Source organism: Marinobacter similis, from assembly GCF_000830985.1.
In the GTDB taxonomy this organism is placed as follows: Bacteria; Pseudomonadota; Gammaproteobacteria; order Pseudomonadales; family Oleiphilaceae; genus Marinobacter; species Marinobacter similis.
This window is the reverse complement of the sequence record NZ_CP007151.1, coordinates 3,784,865-3,800,220: the sequence shown is the minus strand read 5'-3', so window position 1 is coordinate 3,800,220 and position 15,356 is coordinate 3,784,865. Positions and strand designations below refer to the sequence as shown.

11 protein-coding genes and 4 pseudogenes are annotated in these 15,356 nt (G+C 59.7%); 10 read left to right on the top strand and 5 right to left on the bottom strand.

The annotated features are described in order from the left end of the window. On the top strand, positions 1 to 1,722 hold the full coding sequence (locus tag AU14_RS17550) for a diguanylate cyclase domain-containing protein (protein WP_041343043.1): 1,722 nt from the start codon (positions 1 to 3) through the stop codon (positions 1,720 to 1,722). A gap of 55 nt (positions 1,723 to 1,777) precedes the next feature. On the opposite strand, the gene AU14_RS17545 is transcribed toward AU14_RS17550, so the two are convergent. Next, positions 1,778 to 2,812, bottom strand: coding sequence for a hypothetical protein (locus AU14_RS17545; protein ID WP_052472116.1), 1,035 nt, complete (start codon positions 2,810 to 2,812; stop codon positions 1,778 to 1,780). A gap of 135 nt (positions 2,813 to 2,947) precedes the next feature. Here AU14_RS17545 and AU14_RS17540 point away from each other — a divergent pair, with 135 nt between their 5' ends. The 3 genes and pseudogenes from AU14_RS17540 to AU14_RS17530 all read left to right on the top strand — a co-directional run bounded on the left by AU14_RS17540 (position 2,948) and on the right by AU14_RS17530 (position 5,963). Next, complete coding sequence (locus AU14_RS17540; RefSeq protein ID WP_041344094.1) at positions 2,948 to 3,622, top strand: Fe2+-dependent dioxygenase; 675 nt, start codon at positions 2,948 to 2,950, stop codon at positions 3,620 to 3,622. 80 nt (positions 3,623 to 3,702) lie between these two features. After that, positions 3,703 to 5,686: pseudogene (locus AU14_RS17535) on the top strand (ribonuclease R family protein). A gap of 70 nt (positions 5,687 to 5,756) precedes the next feature. Further along, complete coding sequence (locus AU14_RS17530; protein ID WP_041343040.1) at positions 5,757 to 5,963, top strand: hypothetical protein; 207 nt, start codon at positions 5,757 to 5,759, stop codon at positions 5,961 to 5,963. An 18-nt stretch (positions 5,964 to 5,981) separates the two neighbouring features. On the opposite strand, the pseudogene AU14_RS17525 reads toward AU14_RS17530, so the two are convergent. Continuing rightward, positions 5,982 to 6,871, bottom strand: a pseudogene (locus tag AU14_RS17525) (acyltransferase). A 196-nt stretch (positions 6,872 to 7,067) separates the two neighbouring features. Here AU14_RS17525 and AU14_RS17520 point away from each other — a divergent pair. Then, positions 7,068 to 8,219: an alpha/beta fold hydrolase gene (locus tag AU14_RS17520; RefSeq protein WP_041343037.1), complete on the top strand. Its 1,152-nt coding sequence runs from the start codon at positions 7,068 to 7,070 to the stop codon at positions 8,217 to 8,219. 196 nt (positions 8,220 to 8,415) lie between these two features. Here AU14_RS17520 and AU14_RS22330 read toward each other — a convergent pair whose 3' ends face one another. Both AU14_RS22330 and AU14_RS22325 read right to left on the bottom strand, forming a co-directional pair. Then, the gene (locus AU14_RS22330) at positions 8,416 to 8,667 is read right to left on the bottom strand and encodes an HAD family hydrolase (RefSeq protein ID WP_236744186.1); all 252 of its coding nucleotides are present in this window, start codon (positions 8,665 to 8,667) and stop codon (positions 8,416 to 8,418) included. After that, positions 8,615 to 9,040 (bottom strand): HAD family hydrolase, encoded by a 426-nt coding sequence (locus AU14_RS22325; protein ID WP_236744185.1) that lies wholly within the window; start codon positions 9,038 to 9,040, stop codon positions 8,615 to 8,617. Before AU14_RS22325 ends, AU14_RS22330 begins: the two co-directional genes overlap by 53 nt. Positions 9,041 to 9,210: 170 nt before the next feature. On the opposite strand from AU14_RS22325, the gene AU14_RS17510 reads away from it, so the two are divergent. The 5 genes and pseudogenes from AU14_RS17510 (at position 9,211) to AU14_RS17490 (ending at position 14,907) form a co-directional block, all read left to right on the top strand. Further along, positions 9,211 to 10,389: an alpha/beta hydrolase gene (locus tag AU14_RS17510; RefSeq protein ID WP_236744184.1), complete on the top strand. Its 1,179-nt coding sequence runs from the start codon at positions 9,211 to 9,213 to the stop codon at positions 10,387 to 10,389. A 39-nt stretch (positions 10,390 to 10,428) separates the two neighbouring features. Then, a pseudogene (locus AU14_RS17505) lies at positions 10,429 to 11,337 on the top strand (LysR family transcriptional regulator). A 221-nt stretch (positions 11,338 to 11,558) separates the two neighbouring features. Continuing rightward, positions 11,559 to 12,778 (top strand): annotated as a pseudogene (locus AU14_RS17500) (Bcr/CflA family multidrug efflux MFS transporter). A gap of 94 nt (positions 12,779 to 12,872) precedes the next feature. Continuing rightward, complete coding sequence (tpx, locus tag AU14_RS17495) at positions 12,873 to 13,370, top strand: thiol peroxidase (RefSeq protein ID WP_041343035.1); 498 nt, start codon at positions 12,873 to 12,875, stop codon at positions 13,368 to 13,370. Positions 13,371 to 13,623: 253 nt separating this feature from the next. Continuing rightward, entirely contained in the window at positions 13,624 to 14,907 is a 1,284-nt protein-coding gene (locus AU14_RS17490; RefSeq protein ID WP_052472159.1) for an MATE family efflux transporter, read from the top strand. On the opposite strand, the gene AU14_RS17485 is transcribed toward AU14_RS17490, so the two are convergent. Continuing rightward, a complete protein-coding gene (locus tag AU14_RS17485) occupies positions 14,893 to 15,318 on the bottom strand; it encodes a thioesterase family protein (protein WP_041343030.1) in 426 nt (141 codons plus the stop codon). The genes AU14_RS17490 and AU14_RS17485 overlap by 15 nt on opposite strands. Between the last annotated feature and the right edge of the window lie 38 nt (positions 15,319 to 15,356).

Sequence of the window (15,356 nt, the reverse complement as noted above, 5' to 3'; positions counted from 1 at the left end):
TTGAGTTTGAAAACCCGAATCCTAGGCCTGCTTGCCGGACTGATCATCATCGCGTCGGCTGCCTCCTGGCTCGCCTATCGCGAGCTGTCGGAGCATCTCATCGAGCGCTGGGGCGAGCAGGTTGCGGAGATTCAGGTTCGCTATGACAGCGCACGTCTGCTGCAGTCGCTGGAACGGGAGATTGGCCTGGCCCGGCAGATGGCCCGTTCCTCCACCCTGATAAGCTGGGCCAAAGCGCCCGACCGCCCAATTTTTAAAGCTAACGCCATTCGTCAGATGGAGAGCTTCCGGAGTAATTTCCGCGACAACAGCTACTTTGTCGCCCTGCGCGAGAATGGCCACTACTACTACAACAATGCCGCCAATGACTTTGCCGGTAACCAATTCCAGTACGTTCTAGACCCCAAAAAACCCGACGACGCCTGGTTTTTTCACCTCATCGAAGAAGGCAGGGATTTCCACCTGAATGTGAACCCTGATACCGAGCTGGGCGTCACCAAACTGTGGATTGATGTGCTGATGCGCGATGAAACTGATCGCATTGTCGGCATGGTGGGCACCGGACTGAATCTGGATACTTTCCTGCAGGACATTGTTGATATTGACCAGGACGGCATTACTACCCTGTTCGTGGATTACAACGGTGCGATTCAACTTTACCGGGACCGCAACTACATCGATTTTGCCAGCATCATCAAACCTGAGGGTCAGAAAAACACCGTCGATCTGCTGTTTGAAGACCCGGAAGACAAGGAACGGGTGCTGGGCATGTTGCAACGATTGAAAGACAACCCGAACCAGACCGGACACGTAGAGAGTGACTTTGTGACTGTGGACGGTCGCCGGCACCTGGCCGGCATCGCCTTCTTACCAGCGATCGGTTGGTTCGAAATCACCTTGCTGGATCTAAACACCCTGCTGCCCAAAAGCCACCTATGGCCACTGATCGCCGTGTTTCTGACCACATTATTGGTCACTCTGGGCCTGTTCCATCTGGTTATTCGGACGCGCATCCTGAAACCGATCGTGACCCTTGAACATGCTGTCGAGAAGGTGCGCGCGGGAAGTTTTGAGCTGCCCAAACTAGACAAGCCCAACAACGAAATCGGCCGACTGGCAGACCATTTCGAGAAAATGGCCTATTCGCTCCAACACTCCACCCGGGAACTGGAAGAAAAAGTCGCCGCCCGAACCGATGAACTATCTCGACTGGCGCGTATTGATCCGCTCACCGGGCTCAAAAACCGACGTGGCCTGGACGAAATTCTGGAGGATGAAATACAGCGCGCCCGACGTCAGGGCAGTGGCTTTGGCATTCTCTGGCTCGATATTGATCACTTCAAGGCCATCAATGACGAACTCGGGCACCAGGCCGGCGATGACATATTGTGTCGGGTCGCACTGTGGCTCAAGGCCAGTGTAAGGCCCTACGATCACCCCGGACGCTGGGGTGGCGACGAATTTGTGGTGGTACTCTCGCCCTGTGACCACCCAACTCTGAAACAGATCGCCGAACGAATCCGACAATCGGTGGAGCAGGAAGGCAAAAAGACCGGTTCTCCGTTTACGCTCAGCGTTGGCGGCTACCTATGCAACCCGGGCGACACCGGCGATAGAATACTTCGGTACGCCGATCGAGCGCTCTACCGTGCCAAGGCAGGTGGTCGTAATCGGGTGTGTATCGAACGGCGGGATGACGAAAGCGTCCTGACGGAGAACTGAAAAGCGGGATAGGACGGGCAAACCGGGGTCATCGAGACCCCGGCTTCACGCCTGATCAGTACAGATATGGTGCCAGCGCCAATTCCAACCGGGCCTGGGCCGCGTACAGATTAGCTACCGGAACCACCGGCTGCTCAGGCGGCACGGCCGTCGGCCAGGCTTTCTGCAGATCATCCAGAGCCTTGCTGGCTACGCGCCAGGCCTCTTTGTTGTCCCGCTTCAGCAGCGCCTGCTGACCGTCCAGGTACTCGCGGGCGGCACGGACAAAGCCGCGACCGTCCTGGTACTCGTGCACAGCCACGAACTGGCCCTCTTCCAGCGCCTCGTCATACTCCAACACCGCCTGCTTGGTCAGCGACAGGACGACCTTGGAAACGGTTGCGCTGCTCACACCTTTTTCACCGACGTTATTCGCGGCTTTTTCGATGGCAACCCAGGCCGCCTGGAACTGCTGATTGATATCACTCCAGTCCTCGATCCCACCGGATTTTTCCGCCAGTGCCTTCAGGTGTCCACCCAGGCCATTCTGGCCACGATGCTCCAGGCCCGGCTCGGCCATCGGGTAAACCTCAACCCAGGGGTGCGTCAGGTGCGGACGGCCTTCGGCCACCTCACCGGATTTGATCAGTTCGCGGGCCGCCAGCAGGTGCCCCTGCATCATCTGCAGCATGGCGACATAGGCGCCGTCAGAGGTGACCGAAGAAACAGAGCTGCCGGCTTCTCCGCCTTCTCCGCCTTCGCCACCTTCACCGCCGGCCGCGAAATAACTGAAAGCTGCACCGGCTTCGGCGCCATGGTGTTCACCGCCTTCACCACCTTCGCCGCCGTGGTGTTCGCCGCCTTCACCACCTTCACCGCCGTGGTGTTCGCCACCTTCACCGCCTTCGCCGCCGTGGTGTTCGCCACCTTCACCGCCTTCGCCGCCGTGGTGTTCGCCGCCTTCACCACCTTCGCCGCCGTGGGAAGAGGCGTGCAGCTGATCGTCGTAGTGCTCTCCGCCTTCGCCACCTTCACCGCCCAGGGTGCCGCAGCCCGCGATAAGTGTGGCCATACCGATGCCGGTCCACAGTTTTACAGTCTGGTTTTTCATTCACTTGCTCCTGTCTGAACTCCGCCGTTTCGCTTGGCCAACGACGGCAATATTGAAGGTCGGTCAATGGTGGTGCATGATGAATCAATAACTGTCTTATTTGCAAATTATTCGTATTACGAATTGGAGCCCACCATGATTCTGTGTATCGGCCAGATTTTGAGCGACGAGCAGCTGAAACGCGTTCGCGCCGCGCTCGACAATGGCAGCTTCGATGACGGTCGCAAGACCGCCGGCTGGCATGCTCGCCTGGTCAAGAACAACGAACAGATGCAGATGGCCGACGACGCCGCCCGTGCCCTGCGAGCAGAAGTGGAAAAGGCCCTGACCGAACACCCGGTGTTCCAGATGGCAGTCAGGCCCGCCAAGATGACGCCCCCAATGTTCAGCCGTTACCGCGACGGCATGACCTACGGTAACCACGTGGATGACCCGGTGATGGGCCGGGGGCCAGGCCGGCTGCGCACGGATATCTCCTTCACCCTGTTTCTGGATGACCCGGACAGCTACGAGGGCGGCGAACTGGTGACTGAAACCACCGCCGGCGAACAAAGATACAAACTGCCGGCGGGCTCGGCGGTAGTCTATCCCTCCTCCACCCTGCACCGGGTTGAACCGGTCAGCCAGGGCCAGCGCCGTGTCGCCATTGGGTGGATTCAGAGCACCATCCGCGACCCGGCCCAGCGGGAAGTGCTGTTCGATCTCGACACCGCCCGGCGCCAATTGTTTGAACGCGAAGGCAAAACCGCCGAGTTCGATCTACTCACCAAGTCCCTGGCCAATCTCCAGCGATTTTGGGCCGAGATCTAGTTTGGGAAGTCCGCTATCTGACGCATGGACCATAACCGTTATACTCCGCCCAACATTCTTTTTAACAGCCAGGTCCATTCATGCTCAATGCCGACGCTATCAGCCAGTTGCGCCAGCTGAAATCCGATATCCACGACAACAAGATCGTCTTCCCCGGCACGGTTAAAGCCACCAATGGACGCTTCGGGTTCGTCGCCCTGGATGAAGGTCGGGACGTTTTTCTACCCCCGGAAGAAATGCAGAAGGTGCTGCCCGGCGACCGCGTCAACGTCACCGAGCAGGAAGTCGAGAAAGGCAAGACTCAAGGCGCAGTGGATGAACTGCTGGAAACCCGCCTGAGCACCTTCGTTGGCCGCTACCTGATTAAAGGCAAAGGTCACTTTGTGGTGCCGGAAACCCCTGGCATCAATCGCTGGATTTTCATTCCGCCGAAAGAGCGCATGAATGCGAAACCGGACGACTATATCTATTGCGAGATCCACAAACACCCGATCAAAGATGGCAAGGGCCAGGCCAAAATCCTGCGAGTGATTGGCAAGACCGGTGATCCTGGCATTGAACGGGCGCTGACCCTGGCCACCTTCGATCTGGCAGACGCCTGGCCGGAACCGGTCCAGGCCCAGGTCGACGGCCTGGGAGAACAGGATATCCAGGCTCGCGAAAGCGACCGGGAAGACCGGACCGGACAACCTTACGTCACCATCGACAGCCCGGGCACCCAGGACATGGACGATGCCCTCCTGGCCGAACCCAACCCCACCGGTTGGACCCTGTCGATTGCCATCGCCGATCCGACGTCGGTGATCGAGCCCGGCAGTGCCGCCGAGCAGGAAGCGTTCAATCGCGCCACCGCCATCTACTTCCCGGGCGAGCCGCTGCCAATGCTGCCCGATGGCCTGAGCACCGGTTGTGCTCACTGATGCCGGAGGTGAATCGTCTGGCACTGGTGTGTGACCTGCAGGTCAACAATGACGGTAGCTGGGTGACTACAGCTTCCACCAGGCGGTGATCCGCTCCCAGCGCAAGCTCAGCTATGAATTGGTGGCCAACCTGATCGAAGGCCGCGAGGACGACGACATCAAGGCGTTGCCCGATGCCGTTGCCAACAGCCTGGACCAACTACACCAGGCCGCCACTGCCCTGCGCAAATGGCGCACCGAACACGCCCTGCTCAGCGGCGATCGGCCGGAATTCCGGTTGCGCCTGGACGAGAACCGGCGCATTCGCCTGATTGAACCATCGGCACAGAATGAAGCCCATCGCTTGGTTGAAGAGTGCATGGTGGCGGCGAACCGGTGCGCGGCGGATTTCCTGAGCCAACAGCCCTCCGGCCTGTTCATCCAGCATCCCGGACTCCGGGACGATCGCATCGACAACATCCGCGCGCTGCTGCAAAGCCACGCCCCGGAGCTGGCCGAAGTAGACGCCACCAGCCCCGCCGGATTCCGGCAACTAATGACCCAGACCGAACAGCTGGCCGCCGAGGTTCCGGTCAAGGCAATAATTTCCCGTCAGTTGGCCCGCGCCGAACTGGGCTTCCAGCCCGCGCCACACCAGGGCATGGGGCTGAACGCCTATACCACCTTCACCTCACCGCTGCGCAAGTTCTCTGACTTCTACGTGCACCGGCTGATCAAGTCTGCATTGTGGGACCACCCGCTCAAAGCCCTGACCTCCGAGCAGCTGGATGCCCTGCAGCAGGCCCAGATCAACGCGCGTCAGGCAGCCAACAGCCTGGAAGCCTGGCTCAAGAGCGACTTTGCCCGGACCCTGGGCGATGCGCCCATGACCGGAACCATCAGCCGTACCGTGCCGGCCGGGTTCTTCGTCCGGCTCGACGCCAACGGCCTGGAAGGCTTCGTCAGCTGCAAGGATCTGGACGGCAAATACGGCTTTGACCCGGTCACCTTGCGCCTGATCCACAACAAGAACGGCCGCATCTTCCAACTGGAACAGTCGGTGAAGGTCACCTTCGCCAATGTTGACGAGGAGCGTCGTCAGATCAATTTCACACTGGTGGAGGCCGAGGAAATCCAAAGCGGCAGCGACACCAACAACGGTTGATAAACCGCTGGGGCAGGCGCATCGTAATTATATAGAGCGGCAGTTTTAGTGAGCTATAGCGAGGTGCGTTATGCCCATCAAGCCCGATGAGTTTCTGAAAAAATACGGTTTCGACACGGAAGAAGAGGAGCGGGACCACAGCTTGCGGCACAACGCAATGGAGCACGCCAAGCACCTGCGCCGGCCCCATGCGGGTACGCCTCATGACTGGGAAGAATGGGAGCGCTACAAGCGCGAACACCCTGACGAAGTGGAAGAGGATGACGACCAGACCTGAGTCGTCATCCCGGCCGCATCAACCCAGCATGCGCTCAAGTCGTTCGTCCTTGGCGCGCCATTGTTCCGCCAGCCAGTCTTTCACGTTCCTGCGGTGCTCCGCTTCTGCTGAATAATCCCGGCCCTTGAGGTGATCCGGAATGGCGACCGTGTGGATCTCCATCCGAATGTCCTTCACCCGTCCACAGATGAAATCCCAGAACGTGGGCGCGCCATCCGGATAAGCGATGGTTACATCCACCAGGGTCTCGATCGAATCCCCCATGGCATCCAGTACGAACGCGACACCACCGGCTTTCGGCACCAGCAGGTGCTGGTAAGGAGATTTCTGCTTGTCGTGCTTGGCCTGGGTAAAGCGAGTGCCCTCGACGAAGTTCATCACGCTGACCGGAGTATGCTGGAACTTCTCACAGGCAATGCGGGTCGCCTTCAGGTCTTCACCCCGCTTCTCCGGATGCTTGATCAAATATTGCGGGGTGTAACGCTTCATAAACGGGAAATCCAGCCCCCACCATGCCAGGCCGATCACCGGTACCCAGATCAACTGCTGCTTCAGAAAAAACTTCAGGAACGGCGCCCGGCGATTGAACACCCGCTGCATCGCCAGAATATCCACCCAGCTCTGATGATTGCTGAGCACCAGGTACCAACTTTCCCGCTCCAGCTCTTCGGCGCCTTTGACGTCCCAACGAGTGGCGTGGGTCAGCTTCATCCAGGCGCCATTACAAGCGACCCAGGCCTCAGCAATGGCAATGATCAACTTGGTGCACAAAACCCGGAAGCCTTGTGGGGAACCACCAGCTTCAATACCGCCGGAATGTAGAGCAGGATGCACCAAAACAAGGTGTTGATGCCGAGCAGGATGGAATTGATAACGCCTATAACGGGAGCCGGTAGGAAACTGAGCATGCGATTCCTGTGGTAATTGTTGTCTGAATGGCTGGCAATGATAGCAACCAGCGACTCACTTGGGCAGTGGCCGAAAGTGACCACCTTGCCCACGCGGTTGGACGGATCTGCCATAGCCGCGGCTGGCCTGGTGCCTTATGGTGAGCGCAGACTACGGCTCACCCTAATATCGTTACTACTTGTGATGGAAACACCCATGCCAAACCTGCTCAAAGCCGCCACTGCGAAAGCTGCGGGACTGCCCCGGCAAACCGCCCTCTATGCCGGCAACGCCTTCGATCGGGTATTCCGGGCCGCCAGCCTGGTGCAAGCCGGACAAACTCCGTTTGAGACCCTGCACAGCGACGGTCTGGTCAGCCTGCGTTACTACCCTCCGCTGGCAGAAGACTTCATCGAGCTGGACGACACCGTGATCCCGGTGCAGCGGCAAAGCCACCGCACGCCCATCGTCATCATCCCGCCCCTGGCGGTGAACATGCTGATCTACGACCTGTTCCCCCAGCGCAGCCTGGTGCGATTCCTGCGGGCCAAGGGCTTTGAGGTGTACCTGATCGACTGGGGCATGCCAACCCGGGCCCACAGCCACTACAACCTGCACACCTACGTGGCGGAACTGCTGCCGGCATCGTTGAACCGGGTACGCCAACACAGCGGCGAACAGGAACTGACCCTGCACGGCTGGAGCCTGGGCGGCATGTTCACCCTGTTTTATTCGGCACTCAGTAAAGACCAGCACGTCCGCAACGCCGTCGTCGTGGGCTCGCCCATCGACAGCCACGCCTCCGGGCTGATGGGACTGCTGTACCAGGGAGTGTCCGGCGCGTCAGATTTTGTCCAGCGCCGTACCGGCTTCAAACTTCACGACCTCAAGCCAGACTGGTTTCACAGCCCTGGCTGGGCGAACACCATTGGCTTCAAACTGACCAACCCCATTGGCAGTTTCAAGGGCTACTGGGAATTACTGGCAAAACTCGGCGACCGGGAATTCGTCGCCGACCACGCCACCACCTCGGCCTTCCTGGACCGCATGGTGGCCTATCCGGGGGGAATCGTGCAGGACGCGGTGGTGCGCCTGTTAATCACCAACCAGCCATCACGGGGAAAAATACAGATTGGCCAAGATGTGGCCCGACTGGAAAACGTCACCTCCAGCATCTTCGCAATCGCCGGGGAAACCGACACCCTGGCGATGCCCGACGCGGTGGCCAAGATCCAGCAGCACATCCGCTCAGTCGACGTCACCTTCCGCGTCGTACCCGGTGGCCACATGGGTATTCTGGCGGGCAGCAAGGCGCCGAAAGCCAGCTGGCTTGAGCTGGCTGAATGGTTGGCGGAACGATCGGACTAAGCGCCTGAAAGGACGGCAATAACAGGCTTCGCGAGGGCGCCGAGTGGATGTTTTCAAAACTGTGCGGAGCCATGGATGGCGGAGCTCAAGCGCCACAGGGATGTGCTTGAGCGGGTTTTGAAAACATCCGCTCGGCGCACTCACCTCCGAAGTCAGAGATTAGCCAGGGTTTCCGGCAGCTCACTCAAAGAACCAATCACCGCCGAAGGTCAATCCCCCAATCCTCAAATACCTTCTCCGAATCCCGCTTAACCCAAACCGCCAGCAACCCAGCCGCCCGCGCCCCAATCACATCCCAGGCATTGCTGGACACCAGGCACAGCGGCTCATCCCAGGCCCCGGTCTTACGTCGGGCATAGGCATACACCGCCGGGTCCGGCTTGAAACTCTTCAAGTCATCTACCGACACCAACCCCTCGAACTGCTCCAGCAGATCGTTGTGGCCCAACACCTTCTCCAGCGCCGGGTAACTGCCGTTGGAAAAGGCAAACAGCGTACTGGCCTTTTAGAGCTTTCAGGGCCGGCAGGGAATCGTCGAACGCCGGCAGCGACAGATAGGCCGTCATCAACTCGTCCTCACGCTCAGAGGACAACGGCAGCTTGTGAGTCGCCATAGCAAACCTCAGCGCCTGCCGGGTACAGACACCGAAGTCCTCATACACCCGCATCAGGCCCTTGCGAAAAGAGAACTCCAACTGCTTCTCCCGCCACAAGGCAGCGACCGCTCCGGCATTGCCGCCGGCATCCTGCTGCAGCAGATCAGACATGCCCATTGGATCGACCAGGGTGCCGTAGACATCAAATGCCAGTCGCATAGTCATTTCGATCTTCTCCTCATCCAGTTGTGCCCAATCCGCCGTATCTTTCACCATAACGACTTGAACGATCACTCAACCCTATCAGATATACCAACACCATGCGCCAGCGCCCAACCCTTCTCTTCCGCCAGCACCGACTCAGCGCAACCGCATGCATTGCGGCCTTTCTGCTTGTGCTCACCGTATCCGCTTGCACACCCAGCTCGGCACTTTACCAACCTGGCCCAGAAGCTCTGGACGCCGAACCTTACGGAGACTTCGATGAATACCAGGCACACGTTCAGGGTTACCTGGAGCGCAACCTGATCCCGGTAGAGGGATTTCCACGGGAGCAGCAAATCGCGTGGAATCTGCCTTTTCGCTCGCCGGCCGCCAACCACTGTGCGGGCCAACCGACCACCGGCCTGTTGCTGATCCATGGTCTGAGCGACTCCCCGTTTGTGTTCAGAGACCTTGCCCAATCCCTCGCGGCCCAATGCGTTGAAGTCAGAACCATCCTGCTGCAAGGACACGGCACCCGCCCCGGTGACATGATCGACGCCGAAGCGACTATTTGGCGCGAGCAAGTCAGTACCCACTTCGAGACTCTGGCCCGGGACGTCGACCACTCCTTCATCGGCGGCTTTTCACTCGGCGGTGCACTGGCCACCGAGTACGCACTGTCCGGACAAAAGCCTGCTCCCCGGGGCCTGGTCGCAATCGCGCCGGCCTGGCAACTGAATGGCTTGCGAAACTATCTATGGCTGGCGGGCATTGCCGACGTCTTCGCAGATTTTGTTGAAGAGGAACCGGAACTGAACCCGGTCAAATACGAGTCGGTAACCCTCAACGCTGCGGTCCAGATTGGCGACGTGCTCCGAAAAACCCAGCAGGCAATCGAACAGCCGGCATCGGCAAATTTGCCGTTGTTCCTTGTGGCGACCGAAGCGGACTCAGTGATCAACCTGAACTACCTCACCGAGCGGTTCCGGAGGGACTTCGTCCACCCGGCCAGCCGCATGCTCATATTCCGGGACACCCGACAATCCTGGGCCAAAAATTGGCAGGATGAACGGTTGTCGTTCCTGAACAGCTACCTGCCTGAAGCCAACATCCTGGAGTTCTCGCACCAGGCCTTGGCAGTGGCGCCGAACAACGAGCTCTACGGGGCCGGCGCAGTGCTCCAGCGTTGCCTGGAGCCCAACGGACTCTCGCTGGACGACTGCAGACAGGTACCGGAGAGCCAACTCTGGTTCAGTGCCTGGCACGACGATGCCCGTTCAGTCCCCACCAGCCGACTGACCTATAACCCCTGGTACGACCAAATGGTGGCGGCCATGGCAACCTTTATCCAGGGCCAGACATCGCGCTAGGCGTTTCGACCGGTGAGTGACTGGGGTAAACTCCCATTCATGAACCCCGTTGATACATTCAATCTCGACATTCGCGCCCTCAGCACCTTCGTAACGGTCCTCGACGAAGGCAGCGTATCCCGTGCTGCCGTGAAGCTCGGCGTCAGCAATCTGCGGTCAGTCACACCCTGGACCGCCTGCGGCAGGCGCTAGGCGACTCCCTGTTCGTCAAATCCGGGCGCGGCATTGCCCCTACCGCTACGCCTTGCAGGCTGGCCCACACATTCGCCAGATTCTGGACGACCTGCATTCGCTGTCCTCCGGTCCACCGTTTTCACCGGCCACCGCCGAATTCACCTTTACCATTGCCGCCAACGACTACCAGCGCGATCTGTTACTGCCACCATTGGTCGCGGCCCTGCGCCGAGAGGCCCCGGGCATCCGGCTGCAAGTGATTCCCTCCGGTATTCCCAATGCCGACATGCTGCGAAAAGACGTATGCGACCTGATTATCTCGCCCCATGCCCCGGAGGCGACCGACATCATGCAGCGAGGCTGATGGCCGACCGCATGGTGGTGTTCTACGATCCGGAACAGCGCGACGCGCCCAAGGACCTGCCGGAATATCTGAAGGCCGACCACATTGCCCTGCTGTTTGCCACCGGCGAAAAGCCTGGCCTGGAAACCTCGCTCTCCGCCCGCGGCCTGACCCGCCGCACCCTGGTGACCGTATCCAACTTCTCCGGCCTGCCCGAGTTCCTGCGCGGCACAGACATGCTGGCCACGGCGCCGGAACTGATGAGCAAGCACCTGCTCCGCGACTTCGCCTGGACTCCGCTGCCCTTTGATTTCAAACCCTTTACGCTGCTGATGCTGTGGCACCGCCGGAACCAGAACGACCCGGCCCACCGCTGGTTACGCAACCAGGTCAACAGCGTCGCCGCCACCATGAACGGCCTCAACTCATAATCAATCGATATTGTTCATATATTGTATGAAGCCTGCGGCCGTTATCTTCCTGGTTACTAGCCCATAGACTCCCCTTCCATAGTTTGATCGCCGGCTGGCGTACAGGCTGTCCAAAACTGTGCGGAGCCATGGATGGCGGAGCTCAAGCGCCACATGGACGTGCTTGAGCGGGTTTTGGACAGCCTGTACGCCAGTCGGCCACTCCCAATTCAGGAAGATAAATGCTTACGTTAACCAGTGTCTGGACAACCATTCTGCTAGCGGCCGCCGTAGCCCTCGGCCCGCTCGCGACCGATATGTATCTGCCGGCGCTGCCGCAGATCGGGCGCGATTTTGGCTCCGGAACTGATCAGGTTCAGCTGACCCTGAGCCTTTACATGGCAGGCTTTGCCATCGCCCAGCTGATCTGTGGGCCGCTCGCCGACCGCTTTGGTCGCAAGCCGATCATGATTGGCGGCTTCATCCTGTTCGCCATCGCCAGTATTGGCTGTGCCCTGGCCACCAACATAGAAACCCTGACTCTGTGCCGCGTACTGCAGGCCCTGGGTGGCTCCGCTGGCCCGGTACTGGGCCGGGCCGCCATTCGGGATATCTACACACCGCGCGAAGCGGCCAAGATCCTCGCCATTCTGGCCAGCATCATGGCCCTCGCGCCGGCCATCGCCCCAACCATCGGCGGTGTACTGGTCGCCAGCCTGGTTGGTCGTCCATTTTCCTGGTACTGGGCGCCTACGCCCTGGTTATGGCAGTAGTGGTGGCTTTCGGCATTCCCGAACCCATGCGCCCGGAATACCGCCAGCCGTTGCGGCTGTGCAGCCTGCTGCGCAACTATCGCAGCATTGGCACCGATATCAGCTTCCTTGGCTACACCCTGACCAACGCACTGATCTTCTCCGGCCTGTTCGCGTTCCTGTCCGGTTCGTCTTTCGTTCTGATCGACTTCCTGGGTGTGGCGCCTGAGCACTTTGGCCTGTTCTTCGCCTGCATGGTGGTGGGCTATGTCACCGGCAACCTGACCGCCATCCGCCTGGGCAGCAAACTGGTGCCCGACCAGATTCTGGTGCGGGGACTGGTGATTGCGGTCGCCGGCGGAAGCCTGATGGCCGCCCTGGCACTCAGTGGCGTTTACAACGTTTGGGCGGTGATCCTGCCGCAAACCCTGTTCATGGTCGGCACCGGTATGGTGTTACCCCAGACCATGGCCGGGGCAATGGCAAATTTCCCGCGCATGGCGGGCTCAGCATCGGCCCTGTTCGGATTCGGACAGATGGCCGTGGCCGCGGTAGCGGGCATACTGGTGGGTCATCTACACGACGGCACCTCGGTGGTCATGGCGGTGATCATCGCCACTTGCGCCTGTGCCGCCCTCGCCAGTTACCTGCTGCTGGTGCAACGGCATCCGGCGCCTGGTTTTGAACCCCAGAGCGCCTCAGCCCAGTAAACGGTTTCTTATCGGGTGCAAGATAGTCCAAACTGAACTAGAAAGAGTAAGTTGGATCAGTTGATTCTCATACACCCGTTAACAAGGAACCCCTATGAGCAAAGTAAATCTCGACGGCAACCCCATCGAACTGAGCGGCAGCTTCCCGAAAGTCGGTGACAACGCGCAACCGTTCACCCTCACCAACAGCGGTCTGGAAGAGGTGAAGCTGGATAACTGGGCGGGTAAGCGCAAAATCCTGAACATCATTCCCAGCATCGATACCGGTGTTTGCGCGGCGTCTACCCGCAAGTTCAATGAGAAAGCCAGCAGCCTCGACAACACCGTTGTCCTGGTGGTCTCGGCAGACCTGCCGTTCGCGGCAGCCCGCTTCTGCGGCGCCGAAGGCCTGAAAGACGTAATCACCCTATCCACTTTCCGGAACTACAGCTTCCAGCAGGACTATGGCGTCGCCATCCAGGACGGCCCATTGGCCGGTCTCTGTGCCCGAGCAGTCGTAGTGCTCGACGAGGAAGATAAGGTTATCCACAGCCAGCTGGTCGACGAAATCAAAGACGAGCCGGACTACGAGGCCGCTCTAAAGGCGCTTTGATTCCATAGAACCCGTTCGGCCTGATGGCCGGCGGGGATGTTCGAAACCGTGCGGAGCCAGGGATGGCGGAGCCGAGCGTACACGGACGTATTCACAGCGTGTTTCGGAAATCCCCGCCGGTTATCAGCAGGCACCAAAGCAGGCACCAATACCCAGACCTGTTAGACTCCCCCACCCATTCCAACCAAGACCCTGACCTCAACCTGTGAATAAACCACCCGAGTCCGCCAGCCTACCCCGCCAGCTCTTCATCATGACCTGGCCCATGCTGTTTGGCGTACTCTCGCTGATGACGTTCCAACTGGCCGACAGTGCCTTCATCGGCCAACTGGGCCGCGATCCTCTGGCGGCACTGGGCTTCACCCTGCCCATGCAACAACTGATCATTGGCCTACAGGTGGGCCTGGGCATTGCCACCACGGCGATCATTTCCCGCACCCTGGGTGCCGGTGACGAGCTCCGTGCCTATCGGCTGGGCGGCCTGGTGATTACCGTCGGCGGCAGTCTGGTATTCGTGCTTTGTATAGGGCTGTGGCTGCTACAAAGCCAGATCATGACCTGGCTCGGCGCCGAAGAATCGTTACTGCCGATGATCCGCAGCTACTGGCTGCCCTGGCTAATTGCCGCCTGGACCGGTGCGGTGCTCTATTTCGGCTACAGTGTGTGCCGCTCCCACGGCGACACCAAACTACCCGGCTACATGATGGTCGTCACCAGCCTGCTCAACATTGCGTTGGATCCGCTGTACATCTTCGTGTTCGGCTGGGGTCTGCCCGGCGCCGCCTGGGCAACGGTGACCTCGTTTGGCATCGGTTGCCTGGTGATTTATCCGAAGCTGCTGAAGCGACACTGGGCCCGGTTTGATCTGAGCCAGCTCGCCCTTGGTCAGGCCCTGAAACAACTCAACAACATCATGGCGCCGGCCATGGTCAGTCAGCTAATGCCTGCGGCCTCCGCCATGTTGGCCACGGCGCTGGTAGCCGGCTTTGGTTCGGCCGCGGTTGCCGCCTGGGGCCTGGGCACGCGCCTGGAGTTTTTCTCGATTGTGGTGGTGCTGGCGCTGACCATGTCGATGCCACCGATGATTGGCCGCCTGTTGGGCGCCGGCGATATAGAACAGATCCGCAAGCTGGTCAGAATCGGGGTGCGGTTTGTGGTGGTGTGGCAGCTGGCCATCGGGCTGATCTGGCTGGCCGCATCCGGGCTTGTGTCGGATGTGTTCACCAGCGACGCCGACGTGCAGGAAGTTCTGGCCGGCTATCTGGTGCGGGTGCCGCTGAGTTACAGCGGGCTTGGGGTGTGTATGTTGATGGTGTCGGTGTGCAATGCGCTCGGGCTCGCAATGCGCGCCCTGCTGGTCTCCACCCTTCGCCTGTTCCTGTGCTTCCTGCCGCTGCTTTGGCTTGGTAGCCAAATCAACGGCATTTACGGCCTGATGAGTGGCGCCCTGGTGGGCAATCTGTTCGCCGGCGTCATGGCCTATTCGTTCTACCGGGCCGGCATGAACAAGCTACGTACTGCATCAGCTGAAGCGTGAGCGAAAGCTCTCGGGCATCGGCTCTACCGCTTTACGCTGGTAGTTGAAGAAGACAAATCCGTACTTGGCCAGCGCCACCGGCTGGCCGCTTTCGGCCTTGGTGACCCGAAACACGAAATCCCCGCCGTATTTGTTGAAGTCCATCAGGCCCACCTCGAACCGCAGCATCTCCGGAAAGAAGGATTCTGACTGGTACATGGTGGCCAGGTCGGTGACGATGATACCCATGCCATTCTGGTCGGCTTCCTGGACACCGTAGCTCACCAGGAACTGGGCTCGCGCCTCGGACAGCATGGAGATCAGCGCGTCATTGCCCAGGTGGTTGGCGCCATTAATGTCGGTGATGCGAACCGGCATGTTGGTCTCGAAGCAGAAGACGTCGTCCGGGAAAGCGAGTTTGATGCGGGCCACGGGGTGTACCTGTCTGGCTGGGGGTTCGTTGGAAAGCG

Bases quoted from the DNA above. Each gene is read 5' to 3' on its own strand.
- AU14_RS17545 (WP_052472116.1), bottom strand. From the start codon at position 2,812: ATGAAAAACCAGACTGTAAAACTGTGGACCGGCATCGGTATGGCCACA.
- AU14_RS17540 (WP_041344094.1), top strand. From the start codon at position 2,948: ATGATTCTGTGTATCGGCCAGATTTTGAGCGACGAGCAGCTGAAACGC.
- AU14_RS17530 (WP_041343040.1), top strand. From the start codon at position 5,757: ATGCCCATCAAGCCCGATGAGTTTCTGAAAAAATACGGTTTCGACACG.
- AU14_RS17520 (WP_041343037.1), top strand. From the start codon at position 7,068: ATGCCAAACCTGCTCAAAGCCGCCACTGCGAAAGCTGCGGGACTGCCC.
- AU14_RS22325 (WP_236744185.1), bottom strand. From the start codon at position 9,040: ATGACTATGCGACTGGCATTTGATGTCTACGGCACCCTGGTCGATCCA.
- tpx (WP_041343035.1), top strand. From the start codon at position 12,873: ATGAGCAAAGTAAATCTCGACGGCAACCCCATCGAACTGAGCGGCAGC.
- AU14_RS17490 (WP_052472159.1), top strand. From the start codon at position 13,624: ATGACCTGGCCCATGCTGTTTGGCGTACTCTCGCTGATGACGTTCCAA.